Here is a 26,349-nt window from a genome sequence, read left to right on the forward strand (position 1 = left end):
CACTACGTAAAGACCAGAAGGGCGCCTCTCCGTCATCTGACCGATCCGGCACTTCGTCAGCCGGTCTGTCAGGACGATCATGAACGCACTTCTTCCAATTCTGGACGCAACCCGGCCTGTCATCATGCTCGTTGAGGACGATCCGGGTGTCCGCCGTTCTATCCAGCTCCTTCTTCAAGCAAAAGGCTACGATGTACGCTCCTATGCCTCGAGCAAGGCGTTGCTTGCCGATCCTCTCGCCTTGGCGGCTGCCTGCCTTGTCACCGACTATCTGATGCCGGAGATCGACGGCATTGGCGTCCTGCAGGCGCTGCGGAACAATGGTTGGAAGGGGCCGGCAGTGCTCGTTTCCGCCTATCATTCACCCCGTCTGGTCGACCAGGCAATGCGGGAGGGATTTTCCCGCGTCATCGAAAAGCCACTGCGTGAGCACAGCTTGGCGGACACCGTGGCCCGGCTCGTCGACTATTAGCCGGATGCGCATGATTGGCAGGGCAATCGCTCCTGATTGTCGCTGCTGTCGAAGATCGCGAGAAGGAGCGAGGGCGCGTAGACGCCAGGACGCTGGCGGTCGATCGAAGGGCGATGATGAACGAGGAAGAGTCTGTTTCACTGCAATTCCATGGTGCGGGCCGCACCGTGACCGGCTCCTGCATGGAACTGGTCTGCGGGGAGCGGCGTCTCCTGATCGATTGCGGGTTATTCTAGGGGTCACGCAGCCTGGAGATGCTGAACCATCAGGCGTTCGCTTTCCAGCCGAGTGCGATCGAGGCGGTCATCCTCAGCCATGCCCACATCGATCATTGCGGCTTGTTGCCCAAGCTGGTCTCATCCGGATTTACCGGAAAGGTTTGGTGCACTTCGCCAACACGAGATCTTCTCGCGTTCATGTTGCCCGATGCCGGGCGCATTCAGGAGAATGATACGGCAAGGCGAAACCGGCGGCCCGACCGCGCAGGCGAGCAACCCCTTGAACCGATCTTTACTGAACGGGACGGGACAAAAGCAGCGCTCCGGGCATGTGACATCCCTCTGGAGACCTGGTTCGAGCCGGTGCCCGGTATCCGCGCGCGTCTCTGGAATGCCGCACATATTCTCGGATCGGTTTCGGTCGAACTGGCTGTCGGGGGGCTTCGATTGCTTTTTTCCGGGGATCTCGGGCCCGAGCACAAGGCCTTTTATCCTGACCCGGCCGCTCCCGCCGGCTTCGACCATGTCATTTGCGAAAGCACCTACGGCGACCACACCCACAAGCAAGCCACCATTCGACAACGGCGCACACTGCTCCAGGGAGAGATCAGGCAAGCCATGGCGTTAGGCGGCAATCTGATCATTCCTGTATTCGCACTCGAGCGCACGCAGGAGTTGCTTCTCGATATTGCCAGCCTCCTCAACGCGGGGCGGTTGCCTCGCATGCCGGTCTACATCGACTCGCCGCTTGCGGGGAGGGCAACCGAGGTATTCGGGCGATACGCCGACGGGCTGGAAGACATGGGGCGAGGCAAAATCTTCGATCACCCTTCTTTCCATTACATCGAATCCTCAACGGATTCGATCGCGCTCAACGCCGCCTCGGGAGCGATCATCCTGGCTGCGTCGGGTATGTGCGAGGGCGGCCGCATCCGGCATCACCTCCGGCATAATCTGGCGCGTGCGGACTCGACGATCCTCTTCGTAGGATTTCAGGCGGCCGGCACGCTGGGACGCACTATCCTCGATGGCGCAAAGCGTGTGCGCATGTGGGGTCGCTCTATCGTCGTTCAGGCCCGGGTCCGGCAGATCAATAGCTATGCCGGGCACGCTGATCGCGATGGCCTTATTGGATGGATTGAGAACCGGCATCCCATCACGGGAAGCCTTTTCCTGACACATGGCGAGGCAGGAACAATCGAATCGCTGCGCGCCGAGCTGGTTGCCCGCGGCGCGGCACGATCGATCATGTCCCCTGACATTGGCGATTGCTACCATCTAGCTCGCGGCGGCGCGGCGGCGCGGCGGCGCGGCGAGCCTCATGAATCGAAATCGTGGCGAAGCCAACGAAGCAATCGGCCTGGACTGGCGAAACATGTGCGCGAGTCTTCTCGCCAATCTCAAGGAGGACCTCGAGGCGCTTCCAACGAACGCCGCGCTATCAGCCGCTCTGCGTCGTATGATGGATGCCCTACATCGCCCGCCGGGCTGAGGGAAGGCTCGGCTTGCGCATGGCCGGAAGCTTGGAGCGACGGTCGACGACTTACCGCCTCCCTCACAGCGACAGATCGGCTGCCGGTAACCCAATTCAGGCCCCGGGCGGCGTCGCCAAATTGCGTGTCACGAGAACGAGGGTGGGATCGCCGGGATATTCCTGAATTAAGAAACCGGAATCACGCTCGACCTCAATCGCTGTACGATTACCCCGGTTCTCGATCGATTCGATGACCTTTAGGCCACGCGCGGTCGCGCGCTCCGCCAGAAAGGCGAGCAGGGTCCATCCAATGCCTTGATTATGATGGCTCGCGTGAACGGAAATTGCGACTTCGCCGCGCTCGCCCTGCGTATCACAGGCGAGCATGCCAGTCGCCACTGCGGTGCCATCGGGATCGAATGCGATGTAGCTCTCGATCGTGCTATGATCGGGCTGCGTCATCGCCTTGATTTGATCGGCGCCGACCTGACTGAGGCCGGTGAGAAAGCGAAAGCGCAGCTCCTCCAGACTCACATTGTGGAACAGCTCTACCAGGATCGGTGCATCGTCCGGGCCTGCCTGTCTGACAAGGAGGGTGAGCCCGGTCCGGGTCTGCAATTTTGTGCTGATGTTGTCAGTCATGGATAGGATCCTTTCACGATATGGCCGGTCAGGCCAGCAGATGCTGGCCGCCGTCGACGGGAATGATGGTTCCGGTGATCCGCCTTGCCGCATCGCTGACCAGGAAGGCGGCGAGCGCTCCCACATCCTCGATGTCGACCGGTTGCTGGCCAGGCATTTCGGATGCCGCGCGGGTCAGCAGTTCATCGAACCGTTCGATGCCGCTGGCTGCCCGCGTGGCGATCGGTCCGGGCGAGATGGCGTGGACGCGTATGCCTTTGGATCCCAGTTCGGCAGCGATGTAGCGTGTGGCGCTCTCGAGCGCGGCCTTGACCGGACCCATTAGATTGTAATGCTGGACCACGCGTTCGGAGCCATAGAAGGTGACACATAGCAGGCAGCCGCCGACCTTCATCAGCGGTTCGGCCAGCTTTGCCATCCGCAAAAAGCTGTGGCAGGACACGTCCATGGCCATGGCGAATCCGTCGGCCGAACAATCGACTACCCGACCATGTAAATCTTCCCGCGGTGCGAACGCGATTGAATGGAGCAGAAAGTCGAGGCCGTCCCAGCGCCGTTCCACTTCGCCAAACAGGGCCTCGAGCTGTCCCGGCACGCGAACATCGCATGGTGCCGTCCACTCGACGCCGAGCCTCTCGGCGACCGGCGTGACCCAGTCTTTTGCTTTCTCGTTGAGATAGGTTGCGGCAAGACGCGCGCCGCATCCGGCAAAGGCATCGGCGCACCCGGCGGCAATGCTCTTGTCGTTTGCGATTCCGATGACCAGCCCGCGCTTGCCGGTCAGATCGACGAGCGGCTTCATGCGCTTCTCCGGACGATGTTCATGATATGGATCGTCCGCCTTGGTCGGACGACCGGGACTTTGACTCGGCTATCGGGCATGCAGATAGTCGGCCCATTGTCCACATGCTTGTTATGGCCAGGACGCGTCCTAGAACGGCATCGCGAACGGCAATCATGGTCGCGGCGCCGCGGTTGAACCCATTCGCTGTCTGTAGCGTAACGGCGGGCACCGGATGTTCATTGATATGGCTTTGCGGTTCGGCAAGCAGCTTCCTCGCCGAACCCGCGTCGATATGCAGTGCATCGTTAACTGGCGGCAAGTCCTCCACGGCGAATTGAATATCGACCACGGGACCCCCGAGGGCGACGAAACGTCCCTTTGGCACGAAGGGGGAAGCTGACACGGTACCAAGCTCGCTTTGCATGGCCCACAGCTATCGCCATTTTCCGCAGGGCCGATATGCGTGTCTTTACGGAGGGCTTTGGTGAGGTGCAGGTGCCTGCGGTTCGAGGCGTGCCTGGCCCGCAGCTGGGCCGTCCGCTAATTACGTACATGTCCCGATGGCAAGCAGCGCCAAGGCTTGCGACTTTACCATCCGCGGTCCTATGGCGCCTTAAGCCCACAAGAAACTGGAGAAGCTGACATGTCGCAACCCCTCGATAATGTGCTCGCGCTGACGCAGGCGAATTTGCGTCTTGCGCTGAAGCTTGCCGAAACCTGGCGTGAAAGCGGCCAGAAGATCATCGAGATCGGCGGGCGAGGAGCATCTGAGGTTGCCGCAGAGACCCGCGCTGCGATTTCGAAGAGAGTTGAAGGCGGCGTGGTCTCCTTGCCGGGCACGGGCCCTATGCAAGACTATCTCGGCGAGCTGGAAACGCTAAGGGTTGGCACGGCGGAAAAGGTGGAAGAAGCGGTCGCCGACTGGCGGAATAGCCTGTCCTCGACAGTAAGCTCAAGCCTCGATGCCACGGGCGCGACCCCATTCGATTCTCTTTTCAAGCCTTGGTTCACGTTGCTGCAGGGCGGTGCAACGGCCGAGAAGCCGGATGCAACCAAGCGCGGCAAATGACGAACGTCAGCGGCCGCGACGTGAATGGCCCGGGTTCAGATCAAAGCCCCAGAGAAAGTTCCGGTGCCATCCAAGCGCCGGTTAGCTGAAAAGGATTGAGTTCGATGGCACAATGGTCTGATCCGAAGGCAAACGCCATTCCACGCGCGGCAACCACAGCGGTTGGCGAGGCCGCATTCGACCGCGGGCTGCGCTCCTATATGCTGTCTGTCTACAATACCATGGCGTCGGGCGTCCTGCTCACCGGGATTGTCGCGTTGTTGTTCGCCTCCGGGGGCGCGACGTCGCTTGCGGCGCAGCTCTTTTCCCAGGGCGGCCCGCTGAAGTGGATCGTGATGCTCGCGCCGCTGGCCGTCGTGATGGTCCTCAGTTTCCGCGCCAACACGCTTTCGCTCGGTGCAGCGAAGGGGCTCTACTGGGCTTTTGCCGTGCTCATGGGTCTATCTCTGTCGACGATATTCCTCGTCTATACTGGCACCTCGATCGCACAGACTTTCTTCGCGACCGCAGCGGCTTTCGCCGGCCTCAGCCTCTTCGGCTACACGACCAAAAGGAATCTCTCGGCGATCGGCACGTTTCTCATCATGGGCGTCGTCGGTCTTCTGGTCGCGATGGTGATCAACATGTTCCTGCAATCGAACGCGATGGCGTTCGCCATCAGCGCGATCGGCGTCCTGCTGTTCGCGGGGCTCACCGCCCACGATACCCAGAAGATCAAGAGCATGTACTTCACGATCCAGGGTTCGGATCTCCTCGGCAAATCCGTGGTCATGGGTGCACTGACGCTTTATCTCGATTTCATCAACCTGTTCACCTTCCTGCTTCAGCTGACCGGTGACCGCCGTTAGGGCGGGCAGGGCGACCAGCAATCGCCTGCCGTTCGGGGCGTTGGGGGCAGGCGTTCCAATCAAAGCAGCGGGCTGATCAGGCGAGCTAGGTTCTCGGCGATTTTGCGGTGAAACGGACGGCTGGCCCAATCTTTTGCCAGCAGTTCGCGGCTTCCTGAAAAATAGCGCTCCTGCAGTGTGTTGAGGCGGCGGACTTGATCCGGAGTATAGAGGATGAGATTGGCTTCCGCGTTGAGCGTGAAGGATCGGATATCGACGTTGCTGGACCCGATCGTCGCCAGATCGCCATCGACACTCACATGCTTCGCGTGCAGCAATCGATCTTCGTACAGGAAGATGCGGACGCCGCTGCGCAGCATCTCAGCATAAAATGACCGTTGCGCGAGGCCAACGAGCCGCTGGTCCTGCACAAGGGACAGGACGAGACGGACATCGACGCCCCGCAGCACGGCCGACTGGATCGCCTCGATCAGGCCTTCGTCCGGAATGAAATAGGGCGTCGTCACGACCACCTGCTCACGCGCCGCATAAAGGAGAGCGACGGTCAGGCGCTCACTCCCGGACACCGGGTAATCGGGTCCGCTCGGCAGGAGCTGCAGCGATACGTCGCCGACGCTGATCGGTGGCGGAAAGAGCGGCGGGTCTCCGAATTGCTGCTCGGTCTCGAGATACCAGTCTGCCAGGAACACCGATTGCAGTTGGGCGACGATCGGGCCTTCGACGCGTGCCATCAGTTCTTCGTTCCGGATGCCAGGGCGGAAATCCGCCGCGACGATGTTTTGCGATCCGATATAGCCGATTGTCCCATCGACGATGCAGAGCTTGCGATGGTTACGCAGGTCGGCGCGTGCCGGTCGCCAGCGAAAGGGCCTGACCGGCAGAACTTCGCGCGCCTCGACGCCTTGCGCAAGCAATGCGCGGAGGACGGAAGAGGCCCAGGGCCGGGAGCCCAGCGCGTCAATCATAACCCGGCACCGCACGCCGCGCCGGGTTGCGCGGCCGAGGCACTCGATCACGCGCATTCCCACGGCATCGTCGGCGAATATGTAAGAGAGGAGGTGGACATGGTCGTGCGCTGCATCGATGTCGCGACACAGACGATCTATTACGCCCTGGTAATCGTCGAGCAGATCCAGGGCATTGCCGCCGACCGCGGGCAACTGACCGAGGTTCCTGGCAAGCTTTTCGATCGGTGCCCGTCCATGCTCGATGCCTGGCTCGAAGATCTTCGTCGCGGCTGCGATAAGGGCGTCTGCCTGGCCTGATCGCGGCATTCCCGCGAACCGCTGTTGCCGCCATTTAGGAAAGCGCGGCCGACCCACGAGGAGGTACAGGATAACTCCCGGGATCGGCAGGAAGAAGAGCAGCAGCAGCCAGCTGCGTGCTGCCTCCGGGGACCTTCGGAACGGGACCGCTATGACCATCGCGAGGCGGATGATCCATTCCGTCGAAAGATAGAAAAGGCCCCAATGATTCTCTAGATACGCCATGCGGCCATCGTCACCGCTATGGCGGTCGCCAGCAAGGCCGACCTATCTCGAGAGCAGCAGCGGGATGCGCACGTCTTGCAGCAAATGCCTGGTCACGCCGCCCAGGAAGATATCCCGGACGCGTGAATGCGCGAATGCGCCGATCGCCAGGAGGTCAGCACCGGACGAACTCGTGAATTCCTCAAGCGCGTCCGAGACGGTCCGGCCCACAGAGCTTTGTTGATGTACCTCGACGTCGAACCCATGTCGCGCGAGATGACGTGCGATGTCGGTGCCGGGTGAGGGGCCATGCCCTGACTCGCTGGGTTGGGCGTCGACCGCGACGATATCGATATGCGCGCCGGGGTCTAGTGCCGGCAGCAGATCTTTTGCGGCGCGGCGCGCTTCTGGCGATGCATCCCAGCCTAGGACCGCGTGGCGAACTCGCTCGAGCTGACTGTCATCCGGCAGGATCAGGATCGGGCCTGTGGATGACATCAGCGCGGCCTCGATGCTGCGGCGTCGCAGCTTGGGGTTTTCAAAGGCCGATGGTCCGCCGACCAGCAGCATATCGGCATATCGACCTTCGACGCTCGCTGCGCCGTTCAAATAGGCTGGCGCGTCGGTCACCGCGCGCACTTCGACAGCAATCGGTGCATGCTCGACTAGTGTCTTGACCGCTGTGATCCGGCGCGACTGTTCGGCCTCGATCTGTTCGAACACACCGGAATAGGCTTCATAAGGCGGCAGGATCGCAGGATCCCAGAAGATATCGGTCAGCAAGGTTATCGCGAAATGGGCATCCTGCGCTTTGGCGAACCCGATCGCGCGCTGCACAAATGCCGCGCTCTTTTCACCATTGTCCACGATTGCGACGAGATCCTTGAGCATCGAATCACCTTTTTTGCCTGTGCGGCCAACCTAAAAGGCCGGTAGGTGCGACACACTTGGGGAAACCCCGTAGTTTTCTGCCGAGCATCCAATGCGGCTAGCGAAAGCTTTGCGGCGCAGCGGCGTCGCTCACGCCTCGACACGCCTTACACAGGCCTCCATCCGCCGGAACGGGGGTGACGCGGTTGAGGGAACGCTCTACGGGCGCCATTCGGCCCTTGCTCCATAACGAGCAATGACGATCACTCCTGACATGGGCTGCCCCTCGGAGCCCTTGTCAGGAGACCAGTTTCGCCCTGTCGCTGGTTCACAGCTACGATTTCTTTCACAAGGGCAGACGCATATCGATCAGCAGGAGCGGAAGCATCAGTAACGCTCCGGCCATGCTGAGAAGGAGCGGGAGTGCTGCAGGAAGGCCGCGACGCGTCCCCGCAATCCCGATGGCGATACCTGCCTTCAAGAGCGTGTTGAGGAGAACCGGCGCCGCCAGGATCAGCCCTGCAGTGACCGGCGCAAGACTGGAGGGCGGGAGTCCTCCCATGGTGATGATGGCGGAATCGACATCCACCATGCCGGAAATGGCGAGGACTGTAGCCAGACCAGCATCGCCGAAACGGGCAAGGACCCAGCGTGCGATAAGGGAAAGGATCATGACCAGCGCAACGAGAATCAACGCTGGTCCAAGATCGAACGGGTTGCGAAGTACGAACTGCTTTTCCTCGGTGCTTTGTGGCTTGGCCACTGTGCGCAACGACCACCAAGTGGCGATGAGGCTGATCAATGCCGCAGGTCCGATGATCAAGGTGAGTGATCTCAGGGCAAAGGGCGCGAGAACGGCAACCATCAGCAGAACACGCAGGAACATGACCGCGGACGACACCGCGATGCCCGCAATCAAAATACCTGGCGCTTCATCGTTCGCTCGAAGACGGGTCGCAAGCGAGGCGGTGACTGCCGTCGATGACACCATGGCGCCGGCAGCGGCCGTGACGATCGTGCCTCGCGATGGCCCGAACCTCTTCGATGCAACATAGCCGACGAAGGACAGTCCGGAGACAAGAACCACCATCATCCAGAGCTGTTGCGGGTTCCACGCTTCATAGGGACCCATCGCGCGGTCGGGGAGAAGGGGCAGGATCGCAAAAGCGATCAGTGCAAAACGCGCTATGGCCTGAACTTCGATTTCGCTGAGGCGGCCGAGCCATCCATGCAACTGACGCCGAAACGACAAGACCAGCGTTACGACCGCGGCTGTGACGCTAGCCATGATCGGTTGGCCGATCGTCGCGAGCAATCCTATACAGAGCGTCAGCAGCATGACGATGGCCATCGTTGCGCTGACGTTGGGGGCATTTGCGAGAGACTGCCGATATCCGATCACCACCAGCGCAGCCACTGCTGCGATCAATATGGCCGCGAGAGCGATATGAACCGTCGAGCCGACCAGTCCGGCCAGGCCGCCCGCGAGAGCGATCAGCCCAAAGGTGCGAATCCCGGCAATGCGGGAACCGGCCTGCGCTTCGCGATAGGCCCATCCGCGCTCGACACCGATCAACAAGCCGAGCGCGAGCGCCAGGCCGAGATACCCAAGTTGCACCATCGCGCCCGTGGACTGGGCTGTCACGAGATCTGCCATATCAGACGCGATAGCGGTAGCGATTGAGTGGGAACGCGCTGCCTGCGGATCATATGATTTGAGCGCCCGAGTTTGGTAACGCGTGCGAATCTGTCACTCTCGATGCTCCAGTCGTTTCTTGAGGTGACGATACGGAAGCGCGGAGCCGCCCCGAATAAGCAATGCTACGCGGTCACCTTCGGGCGTCCAACCAGCGAGTGCCACCTCGGCAAACAGGCATTGGTGCGCTCAAAACATAGGAACGTTACGTAGGGACACGCGTCACCATACCGACACATATTGGAAACGATCAAGGACAGATTGGCTCGTGCGAAGATGCAAGAAATGACTGCCCCGGCATCACCGGCCCGCCCCCAGATCGTCCTGGTCGACGACGACATCATGGTCCGCCGATCGTGCCAGCTGACCCTCCAGGGCTGCGGTTATGATGTTCGTGCGCATTCCAGTCCGGTACAGGCGTTGGTGGATCCCGCCATCACCCAAGCGCTCTGCCTGATTACGGAGTTTCGCATGGTCGGCATGGACGGGATTACGCTGGTTCGCAGCTTGCGCGCCAATGGTTGGACGAGCCCAGCCATATTGGTCACGGCGCACCGCGTCGACTATGTCGCTGCGGCGCAGGGCGACGAGATCTTTGTGGAAATCCTGGAAAAGCCTTTGCCCGAGAGGCGCCTTATCGCTTCGGTCGATCGGGCGACGGGACGCGTGTGAGGGCGTGGAGTTGCAAATCATGAGCGATGATCCAACTATCCGTGTCACAACATTTGAGAATGCAGGCAATGCAAGCCGAAACCTCGTCATACCACTTGCTGGGAACGAGAGCTTTGCCCGCCTGCTCGCGGATGCGGAGGACTGGGAACTCGGCGCCGTGGAGACGAGAAGCTTTCCGGATGGGGAAACCTATTTGCGGATACTTTCCGACGTTGAGGACAGATCGGTCATCTTCGTCTGCACGCTCGCTCGGCCTGATGCGGGGTTCTTGCGGCTTGTCTTCGCGGCGGATGGGGCGCGTTCGCTTGGCGCGCGAAGCATCACCCTGATTGCACCTTACCTTGCCTATATGCGGCAGGATCGACGGTTCCAAACGGGCGAGGCAGTGACGTCGCTTAGTTTTGCACGTCTCCTCTCATCGAGTTTTGACCGGCTCGTCACGGTCGATCCCCATCTGCACCGCTATCTTGCTCTGACGGATCTCTACTCGATGCCGGCCATCGCCCTTCATGCCGCACCTCTCCTTGCGGACTGGATTGCTACCAATGTCGACAATCCGCTCCTTATCGGACCCGATACAGAGAGCGAACAGTGGGTCGCAGCCATCGCGGCGCAGGTCGGCGCTCCCTATGCGGTCGCTCGCAAGATTCGCCATGGCGACCGGAACGTGGACATTGAGCTACCCGATCTTTCCCGTTGGCGCGACCGCCAGCCGGTGCTGGTCGACGACATTGCTTCATCAGGACGGACCTTGATCGAAGCGGCGCGGCAGCTCGCACTTCGCGGATTGACGTTGCCCATCGTCGTGATTGTTCACGCCATTTTCGCTGGAGATGCCTTCGAACAGCTCAGCCCGCTATGTCGCCGGATCGTTTCGACCGACTCTGTCAGTCATGCGAGCAACGCGATCGCATTGGCTCCGATGATTGGGCGGGCGCTCGCTGGCCCGGAAGCGGTTGGGGGTGGAAACGTTCGACATCGGTGCCCGCCCGAGCCGATGGATGAAGTGGATCGAGCGGGGGTCGATTCCTTTCCGGCGAGCGATCCCCCCTCTTGGATGGGCGGCGTGGAACGGCACGGAGACTGATGAAGGCTGGCGGAGCGGCTATGGCCCCATTGCGCATAGCGACGAGACGATTGATGGTGTCGGAAGGCTCGCCGGATCAGGCAGGTTCGAACCCGGGCGGCTGTATTCCATTCTTGCGGCGGCGGACAGGCTCACCGCCGCAGCGATGTGGACCGTTATCCATATGACTTATGCCAAGCGCGTGGATCTCTCAGGCGAGCCGCTGGCCCGGGATGCCTTCAAGACGGCGCCCGAAGGTCATACCGGCGGATCGCTTAACATGGTTCCTGCCTTCGTGGGCTATCTGGCGGCCAACGCGCTCACCGCCACGACGCGCGCTTGGTTGATGGGACAGGGGCACTGCGTCGCGGCGATTGAGGCTGTGAATGCCCTCACCGGCGATGTCTCGCCCGCCCAGAAGGGGCGTTATGATCGGAGCGAGGCAGGTTTGTCGAGTCTTGTCGCCGATTTCTATTCATACAGGATCGGCGCAGATGGAGCGCCAGCCGTTCCTCTTGGCAGCCATGCCGGACCGAACACGGCGGGTGCCGTTTCCGAAGGTGGTTATCTCGGCTTCGCCGAAGTGCAATATGCCCATATGCCGCTCCCCGGGGAGCGGCTCGTGGCCTTTCTCAGCGACGGCGCATTTGAAGAACAGCGAGGCTCGGATTGGACGCCCCGTTGGTGGCGCGCCGAGGATTCTGGGCTGATCGTACCGGTGATGATTCTGAACGGCCGGCGCATAGAGGAGCGGGTCCAGATTGCGCAGCAAGGCGGCGCCGAATGGTTCTCCGAACATTTGAGACTCAATGGCTTTGCACCGCAGGTGATCGATGGACGGGATCCGGCAGCTTTTGTCTGCGGGATCCTGCAGGCCGAAGTCGACCTGGAGCGCTTCGCCGCCGATCCGCGGCATGTCTATCCGGCGCCGATCCCCTATGTGATCGCCGAGACGGTGAAAGGCTTCGGCTTTCCCGGCGCCGGAACCAATGCCGCGCACAACCTTCCACTTGGTACCAATCCGGCCGAGGACGAAGCCGCGCGAAACCGTTTCAATACCGCCGCGCGCGCGCTCTTCGTCGGGCCGGCTGAACTCGATCGCGCTGTCGCAGCGTTCACTGAGCATGAGACGCAGGGCCGAGCGCTCGAGAGCCGTCACCCACTGGCCGTGCGCAAGCCGCCGCTTCCGGTGCTTCCAGACGGTGACTGGACACGGGCGGGCGCTCCGGCAAGTTGCGCCATGCATGCGCTTGATGACTGGTTTGTACGCCTGGTCGATGCCAATCCGGGCCTCCGTCCTCGCGTTGGCAATCCTGATGAGATGCGTTCGAACCATATGGGCGCGGCACTGGAAAGGCTGCGGCACCGTGTCGCCGTGCCCGAGCCGGGGGTCGCGGAGGCTATTGACGGCGCGGTCGTCACTGCCCTGAACGAAGAAGCGGTGGCAGGCGCGGCGCTCGCCAACAAGGGCGGTCTCAATCTGATTATCAGCTATGAGGCGTTCGCGGTGAAGATGCTCGGGGCGTTGCGCCAGGAGATCGTCTTTGCCCGCCGCCAGCGCGAGGTTGGCCAGGATCCTGGATGGATTTCGGTGCCGCTCGTTGTCACATCGCATAGCTGGGAGAATTCCAAGAACGAGCAGTCCCACCAGGACCCGACCATTGGCGAGGCGCTGTTCGGCGAGATGTCCGACACCGCGCGGGTCATGTTCCCGGTCGATGCCAACAGCGCGGTAGCCGCGCTTCGAACGATTTACGCTGGCCGCGGCGAGATTGCCTGCCTGATCGTATCAAAGCGCGACATGCCGCATCGCTTCGCCGGCGAAACAGCGCAGCGCCTGGTGACGGACGGTGCGGCGCATGTCGAAGGCGAGGTCGCCGGGGCCGACATACAGTTGGTGGCGATCGGCGCCTACCAGCTAGAGGAGGCGATCAAGGCGGCGCAACGCCTGAAGGCGCGGGGTCGGCGGCCGCTCGTCACCGCCCTTCTTGAACCTGGCCGGTTCAGGATTCCACGGGACGCGATCGAGGCAGCTTTCACCGCGACCGATGAAGCGGTAAATGCCCTGTTTCCACCCGGCTTGCCACGCATCGTCGCATCGCATACTCGGCCCGAGCCAATGCTGGGTCTCCTCAGGCGGATCGATAGCGGGCCTGGCCGAACCACGGCGCTTGGCTATATCAGCCGCGGCGGCACGCTCGACGTCGCCGGCATGCTGTTCGCGAACCGCTCAACCTGGGCGCATCTCGTGGATGCAGCGCGTCACCTCTTTCCCGAACAAAGGGACGCGTGGCTTCGGCCGGCGGAAGTGGATGCGCTCAACGGACGCGGCGATCCGGCCGCGCTTGGTTTCATCATCGAATAGGGGTTGTTCATGCTGACTCTCACCTCACTTGGCGGCGCGGGGACCGTCACTGGTTCGAAGCATCTGCTCACTTGTGGCAACAAGCATATCCTCGTGGATTGCGGTCTGTTTCAGGGTCTGAAAAATCTGCGTGAACTCAACTGGCAGACGTTGCCGATCAAGCCGTCGAGCATTGATGCGGTCATTCTGACGCATGCCCATCTCGATCACTCCGGGTATTTGCCAAAGCTTGTTCGGGACGGATTTCGGGGCCGCATCTATTCCACGGACGCCACGCGCGACGTGGCCGAACTGATCCTGAAAGATAGCGGTTTTCTTAATGAGAAGGATGCCGACTTCGCCAATCGGCAGGGATTCACAAAGCACAAGCCTGCCCTCCCCCTTTACGGCGTGCAGGACGCGCAGCGGGCGATGGAGTTCTTCTCCACGGTCGATTTTGATGTCGAAACGGAAGTCGCTGAAGGTGCAGTCCTCAAATTCCGGCGTGCCGGCCATATACTCGGTGCGGCGGTCGCCGAGATCAGTTGGGGGGGACGCAACATCGTTTTTTCGGGCGATCTTGGACGCTATGGCGACCCTCTGATGCCCGATCCGGACAAAGGCATGGAAGCTGACCATGTGGTCATCGAGTCCACCTACGGCAATCGGAAGCATGACGCCGCTGATCCCACCGAAGTGCTCGGCACCATTATCAGCCGCACCGTAAAGCGCGGCGGCACGGTCGTGATCCCCGCCTTCGCGGTTGGGCGGGCGCAGGCGATCCTCTATCATCTGTGGCGGCTGCAAAGTTCAGGCAGGCTCACGCATATCCCGATCTATCTGGACAGTCCCATGGCGATTTCCGCGACTGGGCTGCTGCATGCTCATCATGATGATCACCGGTTGTCGCCGGAAGAGTGCGATGCGATTTGCGGCATCGCCACCTACACGCGGGAAGTGGAGGCATCCAAAGCGATCTCGGCCAGTTCCTGGCCCAAGGTCGTCATCTCGGCAAGCGGCATGGCGAGCGGTGGTCGCGTGCTTCACCATCTCAAGGCTTTTGCGCCTGATCCTAAGAACACAATTCTCTTTTCAGGCTTTCAGGCTGCCGGCACCCGCGGACGCAAGATGCTGCAGGGCGCGAGGGAAGTGAAGATTCACGGTCAGTGGATTCCTGTTCGGGCTGAGGTGGCGGATCTCTCCATGCTCTCCGCCCACGCCGACGCCGACGAATTGATGTTGTGGCTGCGGGGGTTTCGCAGGAAGCCCGATCGCGTTTTCATCGTTCACGGGGAGGACGATGCGTCGGAAGCGCTTCGCGTCCGAATTGACCGGGAACTGGGATGGGACGCAACCGTGCCACGCCAAGGCCAGGCATTCGATCTTTGATTGTGGCGGAGACAGTCATTCCTTCTCGGCCGGCGCGACATCGCGTTCGTCGGTTACGCCTCCACAGTCAGCATCAGGCGATTGTCCTGATGCGCGCCGATTGCGATGTTTGCCGGGCGGAGGGTTTCGCTGCGCGATCGCAGGTGGTTGTCAGGCACGGCCCATGTGAGGTCCAGGCGACGCTGTATCAGACAGAGGGCGACGACATATTGGCTCTCGACGAGATTGGGCTTTCGGAAACCGCCTGGAATCTGTTGGGCGTGGATGAGGGCGAGGAGGTCGAAATAGCGCATCCTACCGCGCTGGAATCGCTCGCACAGGTTCGCCGCCGTATCTATGGTAACAGGCTTGATTTGACGGCATTCTCGCAGATTGTGGAGGATGTCGTCGCCGGGCGTTATACGGATGTCCATCTCGCCGCCTTTCTCACCGCCAGCGCTGCGCTGCCACTCGATGAGGAAGAAACAACAGGCTTGACCAGAGCCATGGTGAATGTGGGCGAGCAGTTGCGCTGGGACGCGCCGATCGTTCTTGACAAGCACTGCATCGGCGGTCTGCCGGGTAATCGCACAACGCCGATCGTGGTGGCGATCGTTGCCGCCAATGGTCTCGTCATGCCCAAGACCTCTTCGCGAGCCATTACATCGCCGGCAGGGACTGCGGACATGATGGAAACCCTCGCGCCGGTCGAGCTTGATATTGATATGCTGCGACGGGTGGTCGCCGCCGAGGGCGGCTGCGTCGCTTGGGGCGGCGCCGTTGATTTAAGTCCGGCGGACGATATCTTCGTCCGCATCGAGCGGGAACTCGATGTCGATACCGAAGGACAACTGATCGCGTCCGTGCTCTCCAAGAAAATTTCGGCGGGTTCGACCCATGTCGTCATCGATATCCCGGTAGGGATGACGGCAAAGGTGCGCAGCGAAGAAGCAGGGACGCGGCTTGCCGATCGCATCAGTGGCGTCGCGGCGCGCTTCGGCCTTTCCGCGACGTGTTTCCTGTCCGATGGGTCACAGCCTGTTGGCCGTGGCATCGGGCCGGCGCTCGAGGCGTTCGATGTGCTTGCGGTCTTACAAAACGCCGGAAACGCGCCGGACGATCTGCGTCAACGCGCGGTGACTCTGGCGGGTGCGGCGCTGGAGATCGGCGGCAAGGCGGAGGCGGGGCAGGGTGGAGCGCTCGCCATGAAGACGCTCACCACTGGTCGCGCTTGGGACAAGTTTCAGGCGATATGCAAAGCGCAGGGAGGATTGCGCGTCCCGCCAAAGGCATCGCAGCGATATACGATTTCAGCGAAGCAGGCAGGACGGGTGACCCGCATTGATAACCGCAAGGTTTCGCGGCTCGCTAAGCTCGCGGGGGCACCTGCGAGCAAGGCAGCCGGCATTTCAATGGCTGTACGGCTTGGTGATGAGGTAGAGCGGGGCCAGCCTCTGCTTCATGTCCATGCTGCAACACGCGGCGAACTGGCCTATGCGCTGGATTACGCGAAACGGGCAGGGGATTTGATCCTCTTGGAGGCCAAAGACGAGACACAACCATAATAATGGGTTTGTGGTCAAGGTGGTGCAGTTAAACGTAGCAGAGATTAGTGTTCACGAACTGTCCGGAGACATCGCCTCCAACCGATCGTTCGCATCCGTCTGGCGCGCGGCAGCGATCATCAGGCGAAAATGATGATTGTCGCTCAGCGGAGCGCGCCGCCGGCGGCCGATGCGCAATCCTGTTTTCGTCGATAAAGGTCCATCTCGATTAAGTTCAGGCCCAGAGTTCAAATAAGACCGTGGCTTCCGGCTACCGCGCCGGCGACTGCGACGATGCTCGCTGCCAACAACATTTGATGCACGCGCTGCATTCGCACAAAATCCCTTGCGGGAGCGGGCGAGATTGCCATGCGGCGATGCAGAAACAATGGTTCAACGACGAACAGCATCACAGCGAAGATCGACCAAACCAGGACCATCACGTGCATCCACCAGAATGCCGGATTTAGAAAGCGGCCCCACATTTCCCCTTGCCAGGTCATCCAGAAACCGCTTGCGCCAGCCAGCAACACCCAGATGCGGGCCTGCGGCGCGAAGCGGCCTTCGATCCGGTGGAAGGCGGCCAGGCGTTCGTCGGGCGCGTGCAACGCGCGCACGGACGGCATCACCACCAGTGTCACAAAGGCGACGCCGCCGATCCAGAGCAAGACGGCTACGACGTGGACAACGCGTGCGATGGTGATCTCGTCCATGGCGCCTCTTTCAGGCCGCGAGCAGCTCGTCGGCGGGACCGAAGAACTCGTAATGGATACGGCTCGCTGGCACGCCGGCGAGCGAGAGCGCGGATACGGCGTGCCGCAGGAATGGACGAGGGCCGCAGATAAAATAGTCCGCCTCGGCCACCGGCGTGTTGGCGGTAAGCCAGTCGTCAGCGATGATCCCCGCATGATCATAGTCGCTACCCGCCACCTCACCGCGGCGCGGGGTTTGATGGAAGATGGTGGCACGCACCGATTTGCCCTGTATTACCAGATCACGGACCTGATCCCGCATTGCATGCGTCTCGCGATCATGTGTACCGTGGATGTAATGGATGGGCACGTCGGCACCGCCGGTGACAAGGGCTTCGAGCATCGCGATCATCGGGGTCAGGCCTACACCGCCCGAGAGCAGCACGACGGGACGCTCGGGATGGCCTTCGAGGAAGAATTCGCCGGCCGGGGCGGCGACTTTCAATATCGTGCCCGCCACCGCGTCATCGTGGAGCCATCTCGACGCGAGGCCATGCGGTTCGCGCTTGACTGAGATGCGATAGGTTTCGCCGTTGGACGCCGATGAGATCGAATAGTTGCGCTTGACCGGTGGATGACCAGGAATTTCGAACCAGAAGGTCAGGTATTGGCCGGGCTTATGTGACATAACCGGGCCGCCGTCGACGGGCCGCAGGGTGAAGGAACTGATGACGCTGCTTTCCCGAACAACTTCCTCAATGCGAAAATCGCGCCAACCGTTCCAGCCGCCGGTTGTGTCCTTCTGCTCGAGATAGATGCGTCCTTCGCGCGCGATCAGGATATTGGCGAGAAACCAATAGGCCTCGCCCCAGGCGGCAAGGATCTCGTCGGTCGCGACGTCACCCAGCACCGTCTTTATCGCGCCGAGCAGCGCTTCGGCGACGTGAGGATAATGTTCTGGCAGAATCTGGAGGCCAACATGCTTCTGCGCGATACGCTCCACCGCCGGAGCCAGCGCAGCCAGATTGTCGATGTTCGAGGCATAGGCAAGAATTGCACCGGTCAGCGCGCGCGGCTGCGACCCAGCGTCACCATGATGTGACTGGTTAAACAGATCGCGGATGTCAGGGTTCTGAAACATGCGCGAATACATCTCATGCACAATGTCAAGACCATGGGTTTCGAGCGCGGGGAGAGTGGCTTTGACGAGCGCGATGGTTTGCTCGCTCAAGGGCTGCGACATGATAGTCTCCTGTTGGATATAGGCTTGTGAGTAGTTCAGGCGTCTGCAGGCGGTTGATCATAGAAATCGACCCGCATTTTCATGGCTCCGACCGGCGTCACGAAATGCGGCTGCTGCGGGCGGATGAGGCCGGGATTGTCCGGGGTGAGCACGATCTCGGATGGCGGATCGAGATAGGTGAGCCTGAGCTCACCCTCGATCACCCTGACTATCCCCCAGACCCCGGCCTTGGTGTCGTGGCGGTTGCGTAATGCAGCAGGCAGCGTGTCCTGATCGAACACCGGAGTCGAGCGATAAGGGGATGGGGCCGTCATTTCAGGCGGCCATCCGGATGTCGTCGGCATGAGGCTGAGAAAGTGCAGCGCTACCGTTCGGCGCCGGGCCCGAACGTTCGCTGGCGAGGCCATGGCCGGTCGGCATGCCGACCATGCGAGGCACCGCGGCCACTGTCTTGAGCGCGTTGTGATTGCACAGATCGCGGGGCTGATGGAGGACGCGCAGGTTCACAAGGGAAATGTCTGTCATGGCAGCACGCTCATATGATCAGGGGCCGTCGCGTCGGCGATGCGGCGTCCGGGCGGGGAAGCCGGCTGGTCGTCCAGCCGGAAAAACATGGCGAGTTGCAGGCTCTGGGCGATGCGGCCGGCGCGGTCCTGCAGGGCTTCGGCCGCGTCCGGCACCATCAATTCGTTGGTGGTCTGCGCCCACAGCGCGAGCCAGCGGTCGAACAGCGCCGGCGTGATGTGATGCTTATGCTTCACATGGGCCGGCACCGGCTGCCCTTTGTAACGGCCGCTGGTTAGCATGACCGACGACCAAAAGGCGGCGAGCTTTTCCAGATGCTCGGGCCAGTCGGCAATCGCATCGTTGAAGATCGGACCGAGCGCAGGATCCGTCCGGACACGCGCATAGAAGGCATCGACGAGCACCCCAAGCCCTTTATCGTCCAGTTCCAGCACGGTTGTCACTCCCGAGTCGAAATCATGTATTATTGATGCATCTATATATCCGGACTAAAAACATGCAACAAAAATACCTCATTAATGGGTATCCGGATGCGCCTCATGGCACACGGAGTACGCCCTGCGCGTGTGCTCAACCTGGGACGCCCACCTGAGCAATTCTGCTCGATCGCGGAGATCGCCAAAGCCTTTGCGATTTCCCAGAAGCATCTGATGAAGGTCTTGAACGAGCTCGTGGATGGGGTCCTCTGGAGCGCGTCCGTGGCCGGAAAGGCGGCATCAAGCTTGCGCGTCCACCTGCCGATGTCAACTTCGCTGCGCTCGCCCCGCAAGCGAGGACGGGTTAGACCTGGCAGATTGCGGAAGCTGCGTTATCGCTCCGGCCCGCGGCCTCACCAGCGTGTTGGGCGAGGTTTCGCTGGCTTTCCTCACCGTGTTCAACGGTTATCGCAGGCCGATTTCCTCTCGCCAAAAGGGAATTTCAGCCACCCCTTGCACGGGATCGCGGCCTGATATCCCTGGTCAGGAGCGGTCGGCGTGTGCACCCATCTTAAGCTCTGAAACGTCTTCGGGCTAATGGATGACGTCTGGAACGCTGATTCTCAGGCTTGCATTATTCGATGCAGGCCTGTGGCGACACAGCGGGCAGGGTCGTCGGCAATCGTCACGTGCAGGCCGGTCTCCTCCCTGATCTTTCTCCGCAGGAGCGGCGTTACCGCGCTGCCACCGGTGAGCACGATGCCGCCGGTGTGGATGTCGCGGCTCAATTCGGGCGGGGTTATGTTCAGGATTTCGCGGATGACGTCGACAATGTGCATGACGTGCTTTTCCACCACGCCATCAAGTTCGCGGAGCGGAAGGTCTAACGCCTCCGGGCGCTCTGAGGCGAGATTGCGGCCCTTGATCGTGATCGTACCTTCATCTTGGGAGGCCGCATCACGCTCTGCGCCATAATCCTGCTTGATTCGCTCAGCGGTCAACGCGCCCACCAGAAATTTGCGCCGGGCGTGCAGATAGTCCGTGATGGCCTGATCGAGCGATGTTCCGCCTATGCGTCTCGACCGTGTGAGACAGAGGGCGCCAAGAGAGATCACGGCAGCTTCGGTCGTTCCCGCGCCGCATTCGACGATCATCGTGCCGCAGGGTTTCTCTATTGGAAGCCCGGCACCCACCGCTGCGGCGTAAGGCTCGTTTATGAAGCGCACAGAGTTCAGGCCGGCTTCGCGGGCCGCAGTCATCAACGCGCTTCGTTCCGCTTGGGTCGCATCGGCGGGCACAGCGATCATGACGGAAGGTCCCCCAGCGCGTTGGCGGCCGAGCACCGAAAGGAGTGCGTAACGCAGCAGTTCGGTGGCGGCCTGGATATCCTGGAGAACGCCCCGGCGGAGCGGACGCTTGACTGTAAGGTTCGAGTGGGTGCGATCGACCATGGCCGCCGCAGCAGCCCCTGCCGCGACGAGATGGGGACTACTGTCGAAATCGGCGAAACAGCAAAGCGAAGGCTCTTCGAACACAATTCCATCATCGCGCCGGATAAGGCGCAAATTAGCGGTCCCGAAGTCGATCGCGAGTTCGGGCTGTCGACAGGAGAATAAGGATAGCACAAAAGCGCCTGTAGCAAGTGGCAGTGGCCGTGTCGCGCCCCACGGTTGGCGATACGCCCGCAAGTGACTGGCCGGTCGCAGAATTTGACATCGACCGCCACCGGCACCATCATTCACATATGCAGACTCGCAGCCGTCCTTTGCGCTTCCGCCATCATGGGAAGCAGCTTCTCGCGGGCATCTAGCCCCGGGTCCGGCGCGCATAGGCCCTGGACTCGGGGCTCACTCCTTACAACCACCGCCGCGTCCCCGGGGTACTGCGCGCCAAATTCTTTGAAGGACATTGTTATGACGAGCAGCAGGGCGGCCAGGCGACCGCCTATTCAGATGATCGACGAGGAAGCCGAAGCGCTCACGGGGCTTGCCATTGGAGTCGAGGGCCGCCTGCCTCAGGTCGCAGAACTGCTGCTTGATGAGATTGGTCGGGCAAAAATCTGCAAGTCCGGTAGCATTGCAGCGGATATCGTCGTCATGAATTCAACGGTCGCGTTTCTGGACACGGCGAGCGGCAGAACCTACGATTATCAGCTCGTTTATCCCAAAGATGCCAACATTTCGGCAGGCCGGATTTCAATTCTGACGCCGGTAGGAGCCGGGCTCATCGGCCTGAGCGAGGGGCAATCGATCCTGTGGCCGGATCGCAGCGGCAATGAGCGGACACTGACGATCGTCAAGGTCAGCCAGATACCTAGAGACGGGTGAGGGGCATGCATCGAATGGCTGCCCAAAGATCGGCAGCCTCCGTCATCGAGCGCCCGGCTGACGAACGCGGCCGTGTCCCTCGCCGAGAGTCGCAAACGGTGTGCCGTCACCGTCGGCAGGCGGCCAAGCTCATCCAACGAGACCGCGCCTCCGCCACGACGAAGCCCTTGCTTCATGCTGGCGAGGATCACATTCTCTTCGCCGACCTCGGCATACATATATCCCCCGGTCAGAACAGAAGATCGCCTGCGTCAGCGCCGAGCGAACAGGTCGCGCCGCGTCACACACCAGGCACCTGGCCGCTCAAGCGCTCGGAGATCCCGGCGGAGGACCGTGCTGCTGCCGCAATCGGCTATCTATCGCAATGCTGTGACGCGGGACGGTCCGCCTTTGGTGGACGAGCCGCTACCGGTGGATCAGGCGGCGTCCAGAGTCTTGAGAGTGGCCTGCCGATCCTGCGAGAGCAGAGCGGAATCGCCAGGGACAGCGAAGAAGATCGCATTCTGAGCGGCCGTCCCCGCCACCTCGCCGAGATCATGGCCGATCACGCGCCTCAAGAGAATGCGAGTCGAGCGCAGGGCGATCCGAAGCGGCCCGGTCAGGCCGGGTTGCGCAGGGAGAGGAAAGGCCGGTGGCTCGGTCGCTTCCAGCAGATCCAGCAAGGTCCGCTCGTCATCGGTCAGTATGGGCACGGTCGTGTCACCGGCGGTGAAGCGTCGGCCCGACCAAACCTCATGAATCGCGAGCAAGGCCGCGATAGCGGGCGCGAGAAAGCCAGCCCCACGCATTTCGAGCCGGGCAAACAGTGTCGGGAGGATCGGGCGGTGCCGATCGACCGTTTCGCGCCAGCACCGTGCCGCATCGACGATTATTGCTTCAGGTGTAAGGGGTTCAGCGATAGCGCTCACGCAAGACAAGGCGATTTCCTCTCAAAATCCCCCTGTTCTTTATTGCCCGAGACCCATCTACGCCCTTCATGTTGCGCGAACAAGACAAGCGGGATGCCGCTAGCCACGGCGAACGACGAGATCCACCGCCGCTATCCGGGAGGTTTCGTGCTTTGCGGCAGCGGGCTGAGCGCAAGCCCGTAGCGGCATGTCCCACGTCGATCAAATCGAATTGGTGTTTGTGCAAATCCAGTAGCTCACCCGCCTCGGCGCGACCCATCTACCCGGCGCCCTTGAGAGGCTCTCCAGGAAACCTGCTGCCATCAATTGGCCAGCAACCAATTCAGATTCATCGCGCGCAAATCTTCAGTCATCCCACCGAAAATGCGTTCTTTCCACCGTCCCCGAGCGCGAGCACCTGTTACCAGCAAATCATATCCTTCACGCTCAGCGAACTCAGCGATCCATCGCGCGCCGTTGCCTTTGGGCGCCGCCGCATGGAAATATTTTGCGTCAATATCATGCGCGGCCAAATAGCCCTGGACGGCTTCGAGACACCCGGTCGGCGCTTCTTCACCAAGCCCGACAATCATGATCGTGTGAGCCCGACAGAAAAACGGCAGCGCCGCAGTGAGCGCGAGGCGTGCCTCCCGACAGTCCTTCCAGGCGATCAGTATGCGTTGAAACCCCTCCGGTGGCGTTGTCTTTCCGAGTCTGAGCACTGGCACACCCGTGCGTGCTGCTATGTCGATTGGATCTGCTTGAGCAAAATCATGCTCTTTCGGCGGTCCCATAATCAGTATGTCGGCCAGCAAAGCTTGCTCGCTCAGAACGACGCCAGGTTCGGCAATACGTTCGACCCAATCCCCCGAAACGGTGGAGCTTTCCATCGCGCTATCGAAAGCGAGGCGCGAGGCTGCAACGGCAGTTCGCAATTCCTGCTCCTGAGCCGTAACGTCAAGCGGATTGTGGAGCACAGCTTCCGTGAACGAGGTGCCACGGGGCCAAGCTGAGCAGACGCCGGTGAGAATGCCTTTTTCTTGATCGGCAATTTGCGAAGCCACGTTGATGCATTGCACAATTCGGCTGCCGGGACCGGCATCCACCACCAGGCGCCGTAAACTACCCATCATGCTTCATACGCCTCCAAATTATGCTCGACTAGACTAAGGTCGTCGACCACGATGTTCAACGCTTGGCCAGCCGCGAAAAACGATCGCGGAAGAGATGGTGGCGGTCACTCTAACCGGCGAGCACGAACGGAATCTCGACCGTTCCGCGGACCTGCATGGCTTTTCCATCGCGTCTTGTCGGGGACCAGCGCCATCGTCGAACCGCGTCAATCGCAGTGCTATCCAGGCGACTGTAACCACTGCTGCGTAGCACACGGATATCTTGCACAGTGCCATCCGTCGCCAGTAGCAGCTCGAGGAGCACTGCACCTTCTTCCCGCTGCCGTCTGGATTCGCGAGGATAACGCGGCGGAGGCGCATGAATCATGGAGGCGGAAAGATCGCCGACTACCGTCGGCCGGGGCGGTGCGGCGAAGGGCGCGGGCGATGGCGCCGTTACCGGCACTGTAACCGTGACTGGCACCGGTTCATATGTCGCTCCCACCGCTACCTCAACAGGTTCTGGCAGCTCGAGCACCGGCCGGGGCGTATGGATCTTTGCTGAGGACCGCTGCTGTTCCAGCTTGGGAAGCCGTTCAACTTTCGGCTCGGCAGGCGGCGTTTCGAGCTCGAACATATGGACGGTTAGCGTGCTCTGGACTTTGGGCGGTGCCATGGGAAAGCGATAGGTCGTAAGGCCAGCGAGCAGTGCCCCCTGCATGAGGATTACCATCAGTAGCGCCCGCGGCTCGAACCTGCGCGGCGCATAGCGGGAAGGCGGCGTTGAAGAATCCGTCGAGTGTGAGGGCTGGTGCATCATGCGCCGCGCACGAGCACCGCCCGGTCGATATCCGCAATGGTGGCACACCCCGTCAGCGTCATCGCCAACTCCAACTCGGCGCGCAGAAGGCGCAGCACATGCGCGACGCCCGGCGCGCCGGCCGCGGCGAGCGCATGCACATAAGGACGCCCGACCAACACCGCGGTCGCCCCCAGCGCAATCGCGCGCAAAATGTCGTTGCCGCGTCTGATACCCCCGTCCATCAGCACGGGCACCGCGCCATCGGCCGTCTCGACGATCTCCGGGAGCAGTTCGACCGTCGCGCGCACGCCGTCCAGCGTCCGCCCGCCATGATTGGAGACGATGATGCCATCCATGCCGGCCTCGATCGTCCGTGCTGCGTCCGCTGGTTCGGTGATGCCCTTGAGGAGGATGGGCAGGCGCGTAAGGCCGCGCAGCCAGGCCAGGTCCGTCCATGTCGGCGCGGCCGCCAGCAGCGGCGTGCCGAATAGCAGCGTCTCGGGCGAGGGCGGCGGCGGCGTCCGCATGCCCTGGAGGTTTACCGCCTCCATGCCGGCCCGCAGCGCGGTACCCGCCCGTTGCTCACGGTTACGCAGACCATTGACCGGCGCGTCGACAGTGACGACGAGCGCGCGATAGCCAGCTTGTTCGGCGCGCCGAACTAGTGCCGCCGTGAAGTCGCGGTCGGTCTGGATATAGAGCTGAAACCACAGCAAGGACCGCGCATGCGCGGCGATCTCTTCCAGCGAAATGCTGGCCTGCGTGCTCACCACCATGGCCGTGTCTAGCGCGCCCGCCGCAATCACGCTCGCCAGCTCGCCATCGGGATGCGCGAGCTTCTGGAAGGCGATTGGCGCGAGCAGGATGGGTGCGGCAAGTTCGGCGTCCAGCAGGCTGATCTTAGTCGAAGCGTCGGCCATGTCGCGCAGCACTCGGGAGCGTAGCGGGATTCGACTGAAGGCCGCGACATTTTCGCGTAACGTCCATTCGTCGCCCGACCCACCATTGAGATAGGCCCATGCCGGCTCGGACATGCGCTCGCGCGCCAGCGGCTCATAATCGGCAAGCGAAGCGACCTGCGGGGGGATGCGTTCCAGCGGCGGTGGCAGGCTCATGTCTCGGCCCATTCGCGCAGGAGATTGTGATAGAGGCCCGTCAGTCGCACGACTTCAGGATCGTCAGGGGCGCGCACGGCCAATGCCTGAATACTATCGTCGAGCTCAAGCAGGATGGCTCGGCGGCTTTGTTCGCGCACCAGGCTCTGCACCCAGAAAAATGCGGCATAGCGCGCGCCGCGCGTCACCGGCATGACCTGATGAAGCGAATTGGCCGGATAGAGCAGCAAATGACCGGCGGGCAATTTCACCCGCTCGCGCACCATGCCGAATTCGGCGATCAGTTCGCCGCCGTCATAATCCTCGGGATCGCTCAGGAAAAGCGTGGCGGAAAGATCGCTGCGCAGCCGCTCCGGTGAGCCGGGCGTGCTGAATACGGCGCTGTCGATATGGCGGCCATACGACCCCTCGTCGGCATAGAGATTGAAGCGCGGCGGAAGCACCTTGAGCGGCAGCGCGGCCGCGATGAAGCGCGGCGTGCGGGAGAGCCGCTGTATGATCTCCTCGCCCAGCGAGCGTCCCAGCGGATCATCGTCGGCAAGCTGGCGATTGGCTTTGGCGCGGGCCGCGACATGGCCCGCCGTGGTCCGGCCATCCGGCCAGTTCGCTTGTTCCAGGCGGCGCCTTGCGCTTGCGGCTTCCTCACGCGTCAGCACCTGTGCGATATCGATCAGCATATCCTCGCTCCTGTCCC

Annotated in this window: 26 protein-coding genes and 1 pseudogene; 11 read left to right on the plus strand and 16 right to left on the minus strand. The window is 61.6% G+C overall.

The window, feature by feature from the left end; genetic code table 11:
- Window positions 1–79: 79 nt before the first annotated feature.
- From JI59_RS22615 to JI59_RS22620, 3 genes are read left to right on the plus strand one after another with little or no spacing between them, the layout of a single operon-like run.
- Complete coding sequence (locus tag JI59_RS22615; RefSeq protein WP_007015660.1) at window positions 80–472, plus strand: response regulator; 393 nt, start codon at window positions 80–82, stop codon at window positions 470–472.
- A 14-nt stretch (window positions 473–486) separates the two neighbouring features.
- On the plus strand, window positions 487–708 hold the full coding sequence (locus JI59_RS27840) for a hypothetical protein (RefSeq protein WP_007015659.1): 222 nt from the start codon (window positions 487–489) through the stop codon (window positions 706–708).
- A gap of 18 nt (window positions 709–726) precedes the next feature.
- Entirely contained in the window at window positions 727–2,418 is a 1,692-nt protein-coding gene (locus JI59_RS22620) for an MBL fold metallo-hydrolase (protein ID WP_007015658.1), read from the plus strand.
- 13 nt (window positions 2,419–2,431) lie between these two features.
- On the opposite strand, the pseudogene JI59_RS22625 reads toward JI59_RS22620, so the two are convergent.
- Together JI59_RS22625 and fabI are read right to left on the minus strand one after the other, a co-directional pair.
- Window positions 2,432–2,932: pseudogene (locus tag JI59_RS22625) on the minus strand (N-acetyltransferase family protein); the annotation flags it as partial.
- On the minus strand, window positions 2,835–3,608 hold the full coding sequence (gene fabI / locus JI59_RS22630) for an enoyl-ACP reductase FabI (protein ID WP_007015657.1): 774 nt from the start codon (window positions 3,606–3,608) through the stop codon (window positions 2,835–2,837). The pseudogene JI59_RS22625 and the gene fabI, both read right to left, overlap by 98 nt.
- A 625-nt stretch (window positions 3,609–4,233) precedes the next feature.
- Here fabI and JI59_RS22635 point away from each other — a divergent pair.
- Both JI59_RS22635 and JI59_RS22640 read left to right on the plus strand, forming a co-directional pair.
- On the plus strand, window positions 4,234–4,659 hold the full coding sequence (locus JI59_RS22635; protein WP_039858721.1) for a hypothetical protein: 426 nt from the start codon (window positions 4,234–4,236) through the stop codon (window positions 4,657–4,659).
- Window positions 4,660–4,763: 104 nt separating this feature from the next.
- On the plus strand, window positions 4,764–5,507 hold the full coding sequence (locus JI59_RS22640) for a Bax inhibitor-1/YccA family protein (RefSeq protein WP_007015654.1): 744 nt from the start codon (window positions 4,764–4,766) through the stop codon (window positions 5,505–5,507).
- Between the two features lie 59 nt (window positions 5,508–5,566).
- On the opposite strand, the gene cls is transcribed toward JI59_RS22640, so the two are convergent.
- The 3 genes from cls to JI59_RS22655 form a co-directional block, all read right to left on the minus strand.
- The gene (gene cls, locus JI59_RS22645; protein ID WP_007015653.1) at window positions 5,567–6,997 is read right to left on the minus strand and encodes a cardiolipin synthase; all 1,431 of its coding nucleotides are present in this window, start codon (window positions 6,995–6,997) and stop codon (window positions 5,567–5,569) included.
- A gap of 42 nt (window positions 6,998–7,039) precedes the next feature.
- A complete protein-coding gene (locus JI59_RS22650) occupies window positions 7,040–7,867 on the minus strand; it encodes a universal stress protein (RefSeq protein WP_007015652.1) in 828 nt (275 codons plus the stop codon).
- Window positions 7,868–8,192: 325 nt separating this feature from the next.
- Window positions 8,193–9,503, minus strand: a complete 1,311-nt coding sequence (locus JI59_RS22655) for an MgtC/SapB family protein (protein ID WP_007015651.1) — start codon at window positions 9,501–9,503, stop codon at window positions 8,193–8,195.
- A gap of 315 nt (window positions 9,504–9,818) precedes the next feature.
- Here JI59_RS22655 and JI59_RS22660 point away from each other — a divergent pair, with 315 nt between their 5' ends.
- The 5 genes from JI59_RS22660 to JI59_RS22680 are packed head-to-tail and all read left to right on the plus strand — an operon-like array spanning window position 9,819 to window position 16,557.
- Window positions 9,819–10,214, plus strand: a complete 396-nt coding sequence (locus tag JI59_RS22660; RefSeq protein ID WP_239000646.1) for a response regulator — start codon at window positions 9,819–9,821, stop codon at window positions 10,212–10,214.
- A gap of 19 nt (window positions 10,215–10,233) precedes the next feature.
- Window positions 10,234–11,301, plus strand: coding sequence for a ribose-phosphate pyrophosphokinase (locus JI59_RS22665; RefSeq protein WP_052118044.1), 1,068 nt, complete (start codon window positions 10,234–10,236; stop codon window positions 11,299–11,301).
- On the plus strand, window positions 11,258–13,645 hold the full coding sequence (locus JI59_RS22670; protein ID WP_039858735.1) for a phosphoketolase family protein: 2,388 nt from the start codon (window positions 11,258–11,260) through the stop codon (window positions 13,643–13,645). Before JI59_RS22665 ends, JI59_RS22670 begins: the two co-directional genes overlap by 44 nt.
- A 9-nt stretch (window positions 13,646–13,654) precedes the next feature.
- Window positions 13,655–15,013, plus strand: a complete 1,359-nt coding sequence (locus JI59_RS22675) for an MBL fold metallo-hydrolase RNA specificity domain-containing protein (RefSeq protein ID WP_007015647.1) — start codon at window positions 13,655–13,657, stop codon at window positions 15,011–15,013.
- Window positions 15,014–15,015: 2 nt separating this feature from the next.
- Window positions 15,016–16,557, plus strand: coding sequence for a thymidine phosphorylase family protein (locus tag JI59_RS22680; RefSeq protein ID WP_041565051.1), 1,542 nt, complete (start codon window positions 15,016–15,018; stop codon window positions 16,555–16,557).
- Between the two features lie 227 nt (window positions 16,558–16,784).
- On the opposite strand, the gene JI59_RS22685 is transcribed toward JI59_RS22680, so the two are convergent.
- The 6 genes from JI59_RS22685 to JI59_RS22710 form a co-directional block, all read right to left on the minus strand.
- The gene (locus JI59_RS22685; protein WP_007015644.1) at window positions 16,785–17,249 is read right to left on the minus strand and encodes a hypothetical protein; all 465 of its coding nucleotides are present in this window, start codon (window positions 17,247–17,249) and stop codon (window positions 16,785–16,787) included.
- 10 nt (window positions 17,250–17,259) lie between these two features.
- The gene (hmpA, locus tag JI59_RS22690; RefSeq protein WP_007015643.1) at window positions 17,260–18,471 is read right to left on the minus strand and encodes an NO-inducible flavohemoprotein; all 1,212 of its coding nucleotides are present in this window, start codon (window positions 18,469–18,471) and stop codon (window positions 17,260–17,262) included.
- A gap of 35 nt (window positions 18,472–18,506) precedes the next feature.
- Window positions 18,507–18,785 (minus strand): TehB family protein, encoded by a 279-nt coding sequence (locus JI59_RS22695; protein WP_039858717.1) that lies wholly within the window; start codon window positions 18,783–18,785, stop codon window positions 18,507–18,509.
- Between the two features lies 1 nt (window position 18,786).
- Complete coding sequence (locus JI59_RS22700; RefSeq protein ID WP_138921559.1) at window positions 18,787–18,996, minus strand: hypothetical protein; 210 nt, start codon at window positions 18,994–18,996, stop codon at window positions 18,787–18,789.
- A complete protein-coding gene (locus tag JI59_RS22705; protein ID WP_007015640.1) occupies window positions 18,993–19,430 on the minus strand; it encodes a group III truncated hemoglobin in 438 nt (145 codons plus the stop codon). The genes JI59_RS22700 and JI59_RS22705 overlap by 4 nt, the downstream gene beginning before the upstream one ends.
- A gap of 605 nt (window positions 19,431–20,035) precedes the next feature.
- Entirely contained in the window at window positions 20,036–21,037 is a 1,002-nt protein-coding gene (locus JI59_RS22710; protein WP_039858711.1) for a rod shape-determining protein, read from the minus strand.
- Between the two features lie 288 nt (window positions 21,038–21,325).
- Between JI59_RS22710 and rnk the strand changes: the two genes are divergently transcribed.
- A complete protein-coding gene (gene rnk / locus JI59_RS22715) occupies window positions 21,326–21,739 on the plus strand; it encodes a nucleoside diphosphate kinase regulator (protein WP_041565052.1) in 414 nt (137 codons plus the stop codon).
- Window positions 21,740–22,155: 416 nt separating this feature from the next.
- Here the strand turns inward: rnk and JI59_RS25835 are convergent, their stop codons facing one another.
- The 5 genes from JI59_RS25835 to JI59_RS22740 form a co-directional block, all read right to left on the minus strand.
- The gene (locus tag JI59_RS25835; RefSeq protein ID WP_007015638.1) at window positions 22,156–22,647 is read right to left on the minus strand and encodes a hypothetical protein; all 492 of its coding nucleotides are present in this window, start codon (window positions 22,645–22,647) and stop codon (window positions 22,156–22,158) included.
- A gap of 302 nt (window positions 22,648–22,949) precedes the next feature.
- Window positions 22,950–23,759 carry a universal stress protein gene (locus JI59_RS22725; RefSeq protein ID WP_238532653.1) on the minus strand — a complete coding sequence of 270 codons (810 nt, stop codon included), beginning with the start codon at window positions 23,757–23,759 and terminating at the stop codon, window positions 22,950–22,952.
- A gap of 109 nt (window positions 23,760–23,868) precedes the next feature.
- Entirely contained in the window at window positions 23,869–24,558 is a 690-nt protein-coding gene (locus tag JI59_RS25840; RefSeq protein ID WP_052118045.1) for an energy transducer TonB, read from the minus strand.
- The gene (locus JI59_RS22735) at window positions 24,555–25,655 is read right to left on the minus strand and encodes an alpha-hydroxy acid oxidase (RefSeq protein WP_041565053.1); all 1,101 of its coding nucleotides are present in this window, start codon (window positions 25,653–25,655) and stop codon (window positions 24,555–24,557) included. Before JI59_RS22735 ends, JI59_RS25840 begins: the two co-directional genes overlap by 4 nt.
- Window positions 25,652–26,332, minus strand: coding sequence for a Fe2+-dependent dioxygenase (locus JI59_RS22740; RefSeq protein ID WP_007015633.1), 681 nt, complete (start codon window positions 26,330–26,332; stop codon window positions 25,652–25,654). Before JI59_RS22740 ends, JI59_RS22735 begins: the two co-directional genes overlap by 4 nt.
- Window positions 26,333–26,349: the final 17 nt, after the last annotated feature.

Source organism: Novosphingobium pentaromativorans US6-1 (assembly GCF_000767465.1).
GTDB classification, from domain to species: domain Bacteria; phylum Pseudomonadota; class Alphaproteobacteria; order Sphingomonadales; family Sphingomonadaceae; genus Novosphingobium; species Novosphingobium pentaromativorans.

Excerpts from the sequence above, each read along its gene's own strand:
- JI59_RS22615 (WP_007015660.1), top strand. The coding sequence starts at position 80 with ATGAACGCACTTCTTCCAATTCTGGACGCAACCCGGCCTGTCATCATG.
- JI59_RS22620 (WP_007015658.1), top strand. The coding sequence starts at position 727 with ATGCTGAACCATCAGGCGTTCGCTTTCCAGCCGAGTGCGATCGAGGCG.
- fabI (WP_007015657.1), bottom strand. The coding sequence starts at position 3,608 with ATGAAGCCGCTCGTCGATCTGACCGGCAAGCGCGGGCTGGTCATCGGA.
- JI59_RS22635 (WP_039858721.1), top strand. The coding sequence starts at position 4,234 with ATGTCGCAACCCCTCGATAATGTGCTCGCGCTGACGCAGGCGAATTTG.
- JI59_RS22640 (WP_007015654.1), top strand. The coding sequence starts at position 4,764 with ATGGCACAATGGTCTGATCCGAAGGCAAACGCCATTCCACGCGCGGCA.
- cls (WP_007015653.1), bottom strand. The coding sequence starts at position 6,997 with ATGGCGTATCTAGAGAATCATTGGGGCCTTTTCTATCTTTCGACGGAA.
- JI59_RS22650 (WP_007015652.1), bottom strand. The coding sequence starts at position 7,867 with ATGCTCAAGGATCTCGTCGCAATCGTGGACAATGGTGAAAAGAGCGCG.
- JI59_RS22655 (WP_007015651.1), bottom strand. The coding sequence starts at position 9,503 with ATGGCAGATCTCGTGACAGCCCAGTCCACGGGCGCGATGGTGCAACTT.
- JI59_RS22660 (WP_239000646.1), top strand. The coding sequence starts at position 9,819 with ATGCAAGAAATGACTGCCCCGGCATCACCGGCCCGCCCCCAGATCGTC.
- JI59_RS22665 (WP_052118044.1), top strand. The coding sequence starts at position 10,234 with ATGAGCGATGATCCAACTATCCGTGTCACAACATTTGAGAATGCAGGC.
- JI59_RS22675 (WP_007015647.1), top strand. The coding sequence starts at position 13,655 with ATGCTGACTCTCACCTCACTTGGCGGCGCGGGGACCGTCACTGGTTCG.
- JI59_RS22685 (WP_007015644.1), bottom strand. The coding sequence starts at position 17,249 with ATGGACGAGATCACCATCGCACGCGTTGTCCACGTCGTAGCCGTCTTG.
- hmpA (WP_007015643.1), bottom strand. The coding sequence starts at position 18,471 with ATGTCGCAGCCCTTGAGCGAGCAAACCATCGCGCTCGTCAAAGCCACT.
- JI59_RS22695 (WP_039858717.1), bottom strand. The coding sequence starts at position 18,785 with ATGACGGCCCCATCCCCTTATCGCTCGACTCCGGTGTTCGATCAGGAC.
- JI59_RS22700 (WP_138921559.1), bottom strand. The coding sequence starts at position 18,996 with ATGACAGACATTTCCCTTGTGAACCTGCGCGTCCTCCATCAGCCCCGC.
- rnk (WP_041565052.1), top strand. The coding sequence starts at position 21,326 with ATGACGAGCAGCAGGGCGGCCAGGCGACCGCCTATTCAGATGATCGAC.
- JI59_RS22725 (WP_238532653.1), bottom strand. The coding sequence starts at position 23,759 with ATGATGGGTAGTTTACGGCGCCTGGTGGTGGATGCCGGTCCCGGCAGC.
- JI59_RS25840 (WP_052118045.1), bottom strand. The coding sequence starts at position 24,558 with ATGATGCACCAGCCCTCACACTCGACGGATTCTTCAACGCCGCCTTCC.
- JI59_RS22735 (WP_041565053.1), bottom strand. The coding sequence starts at position 25,655 with ATGAGCCTGCCACCGCCGCTGGAACGCATCCCCCCGCAGGTCGCTTCG.
- JI59_RS22740 (WP_007015633.1), bottom strand. The coding sequence starts at position 26,332 with ATGCTGATCGATATCGCACAGGTGCTGACGCGTGAGGAAGCCGCAAGC.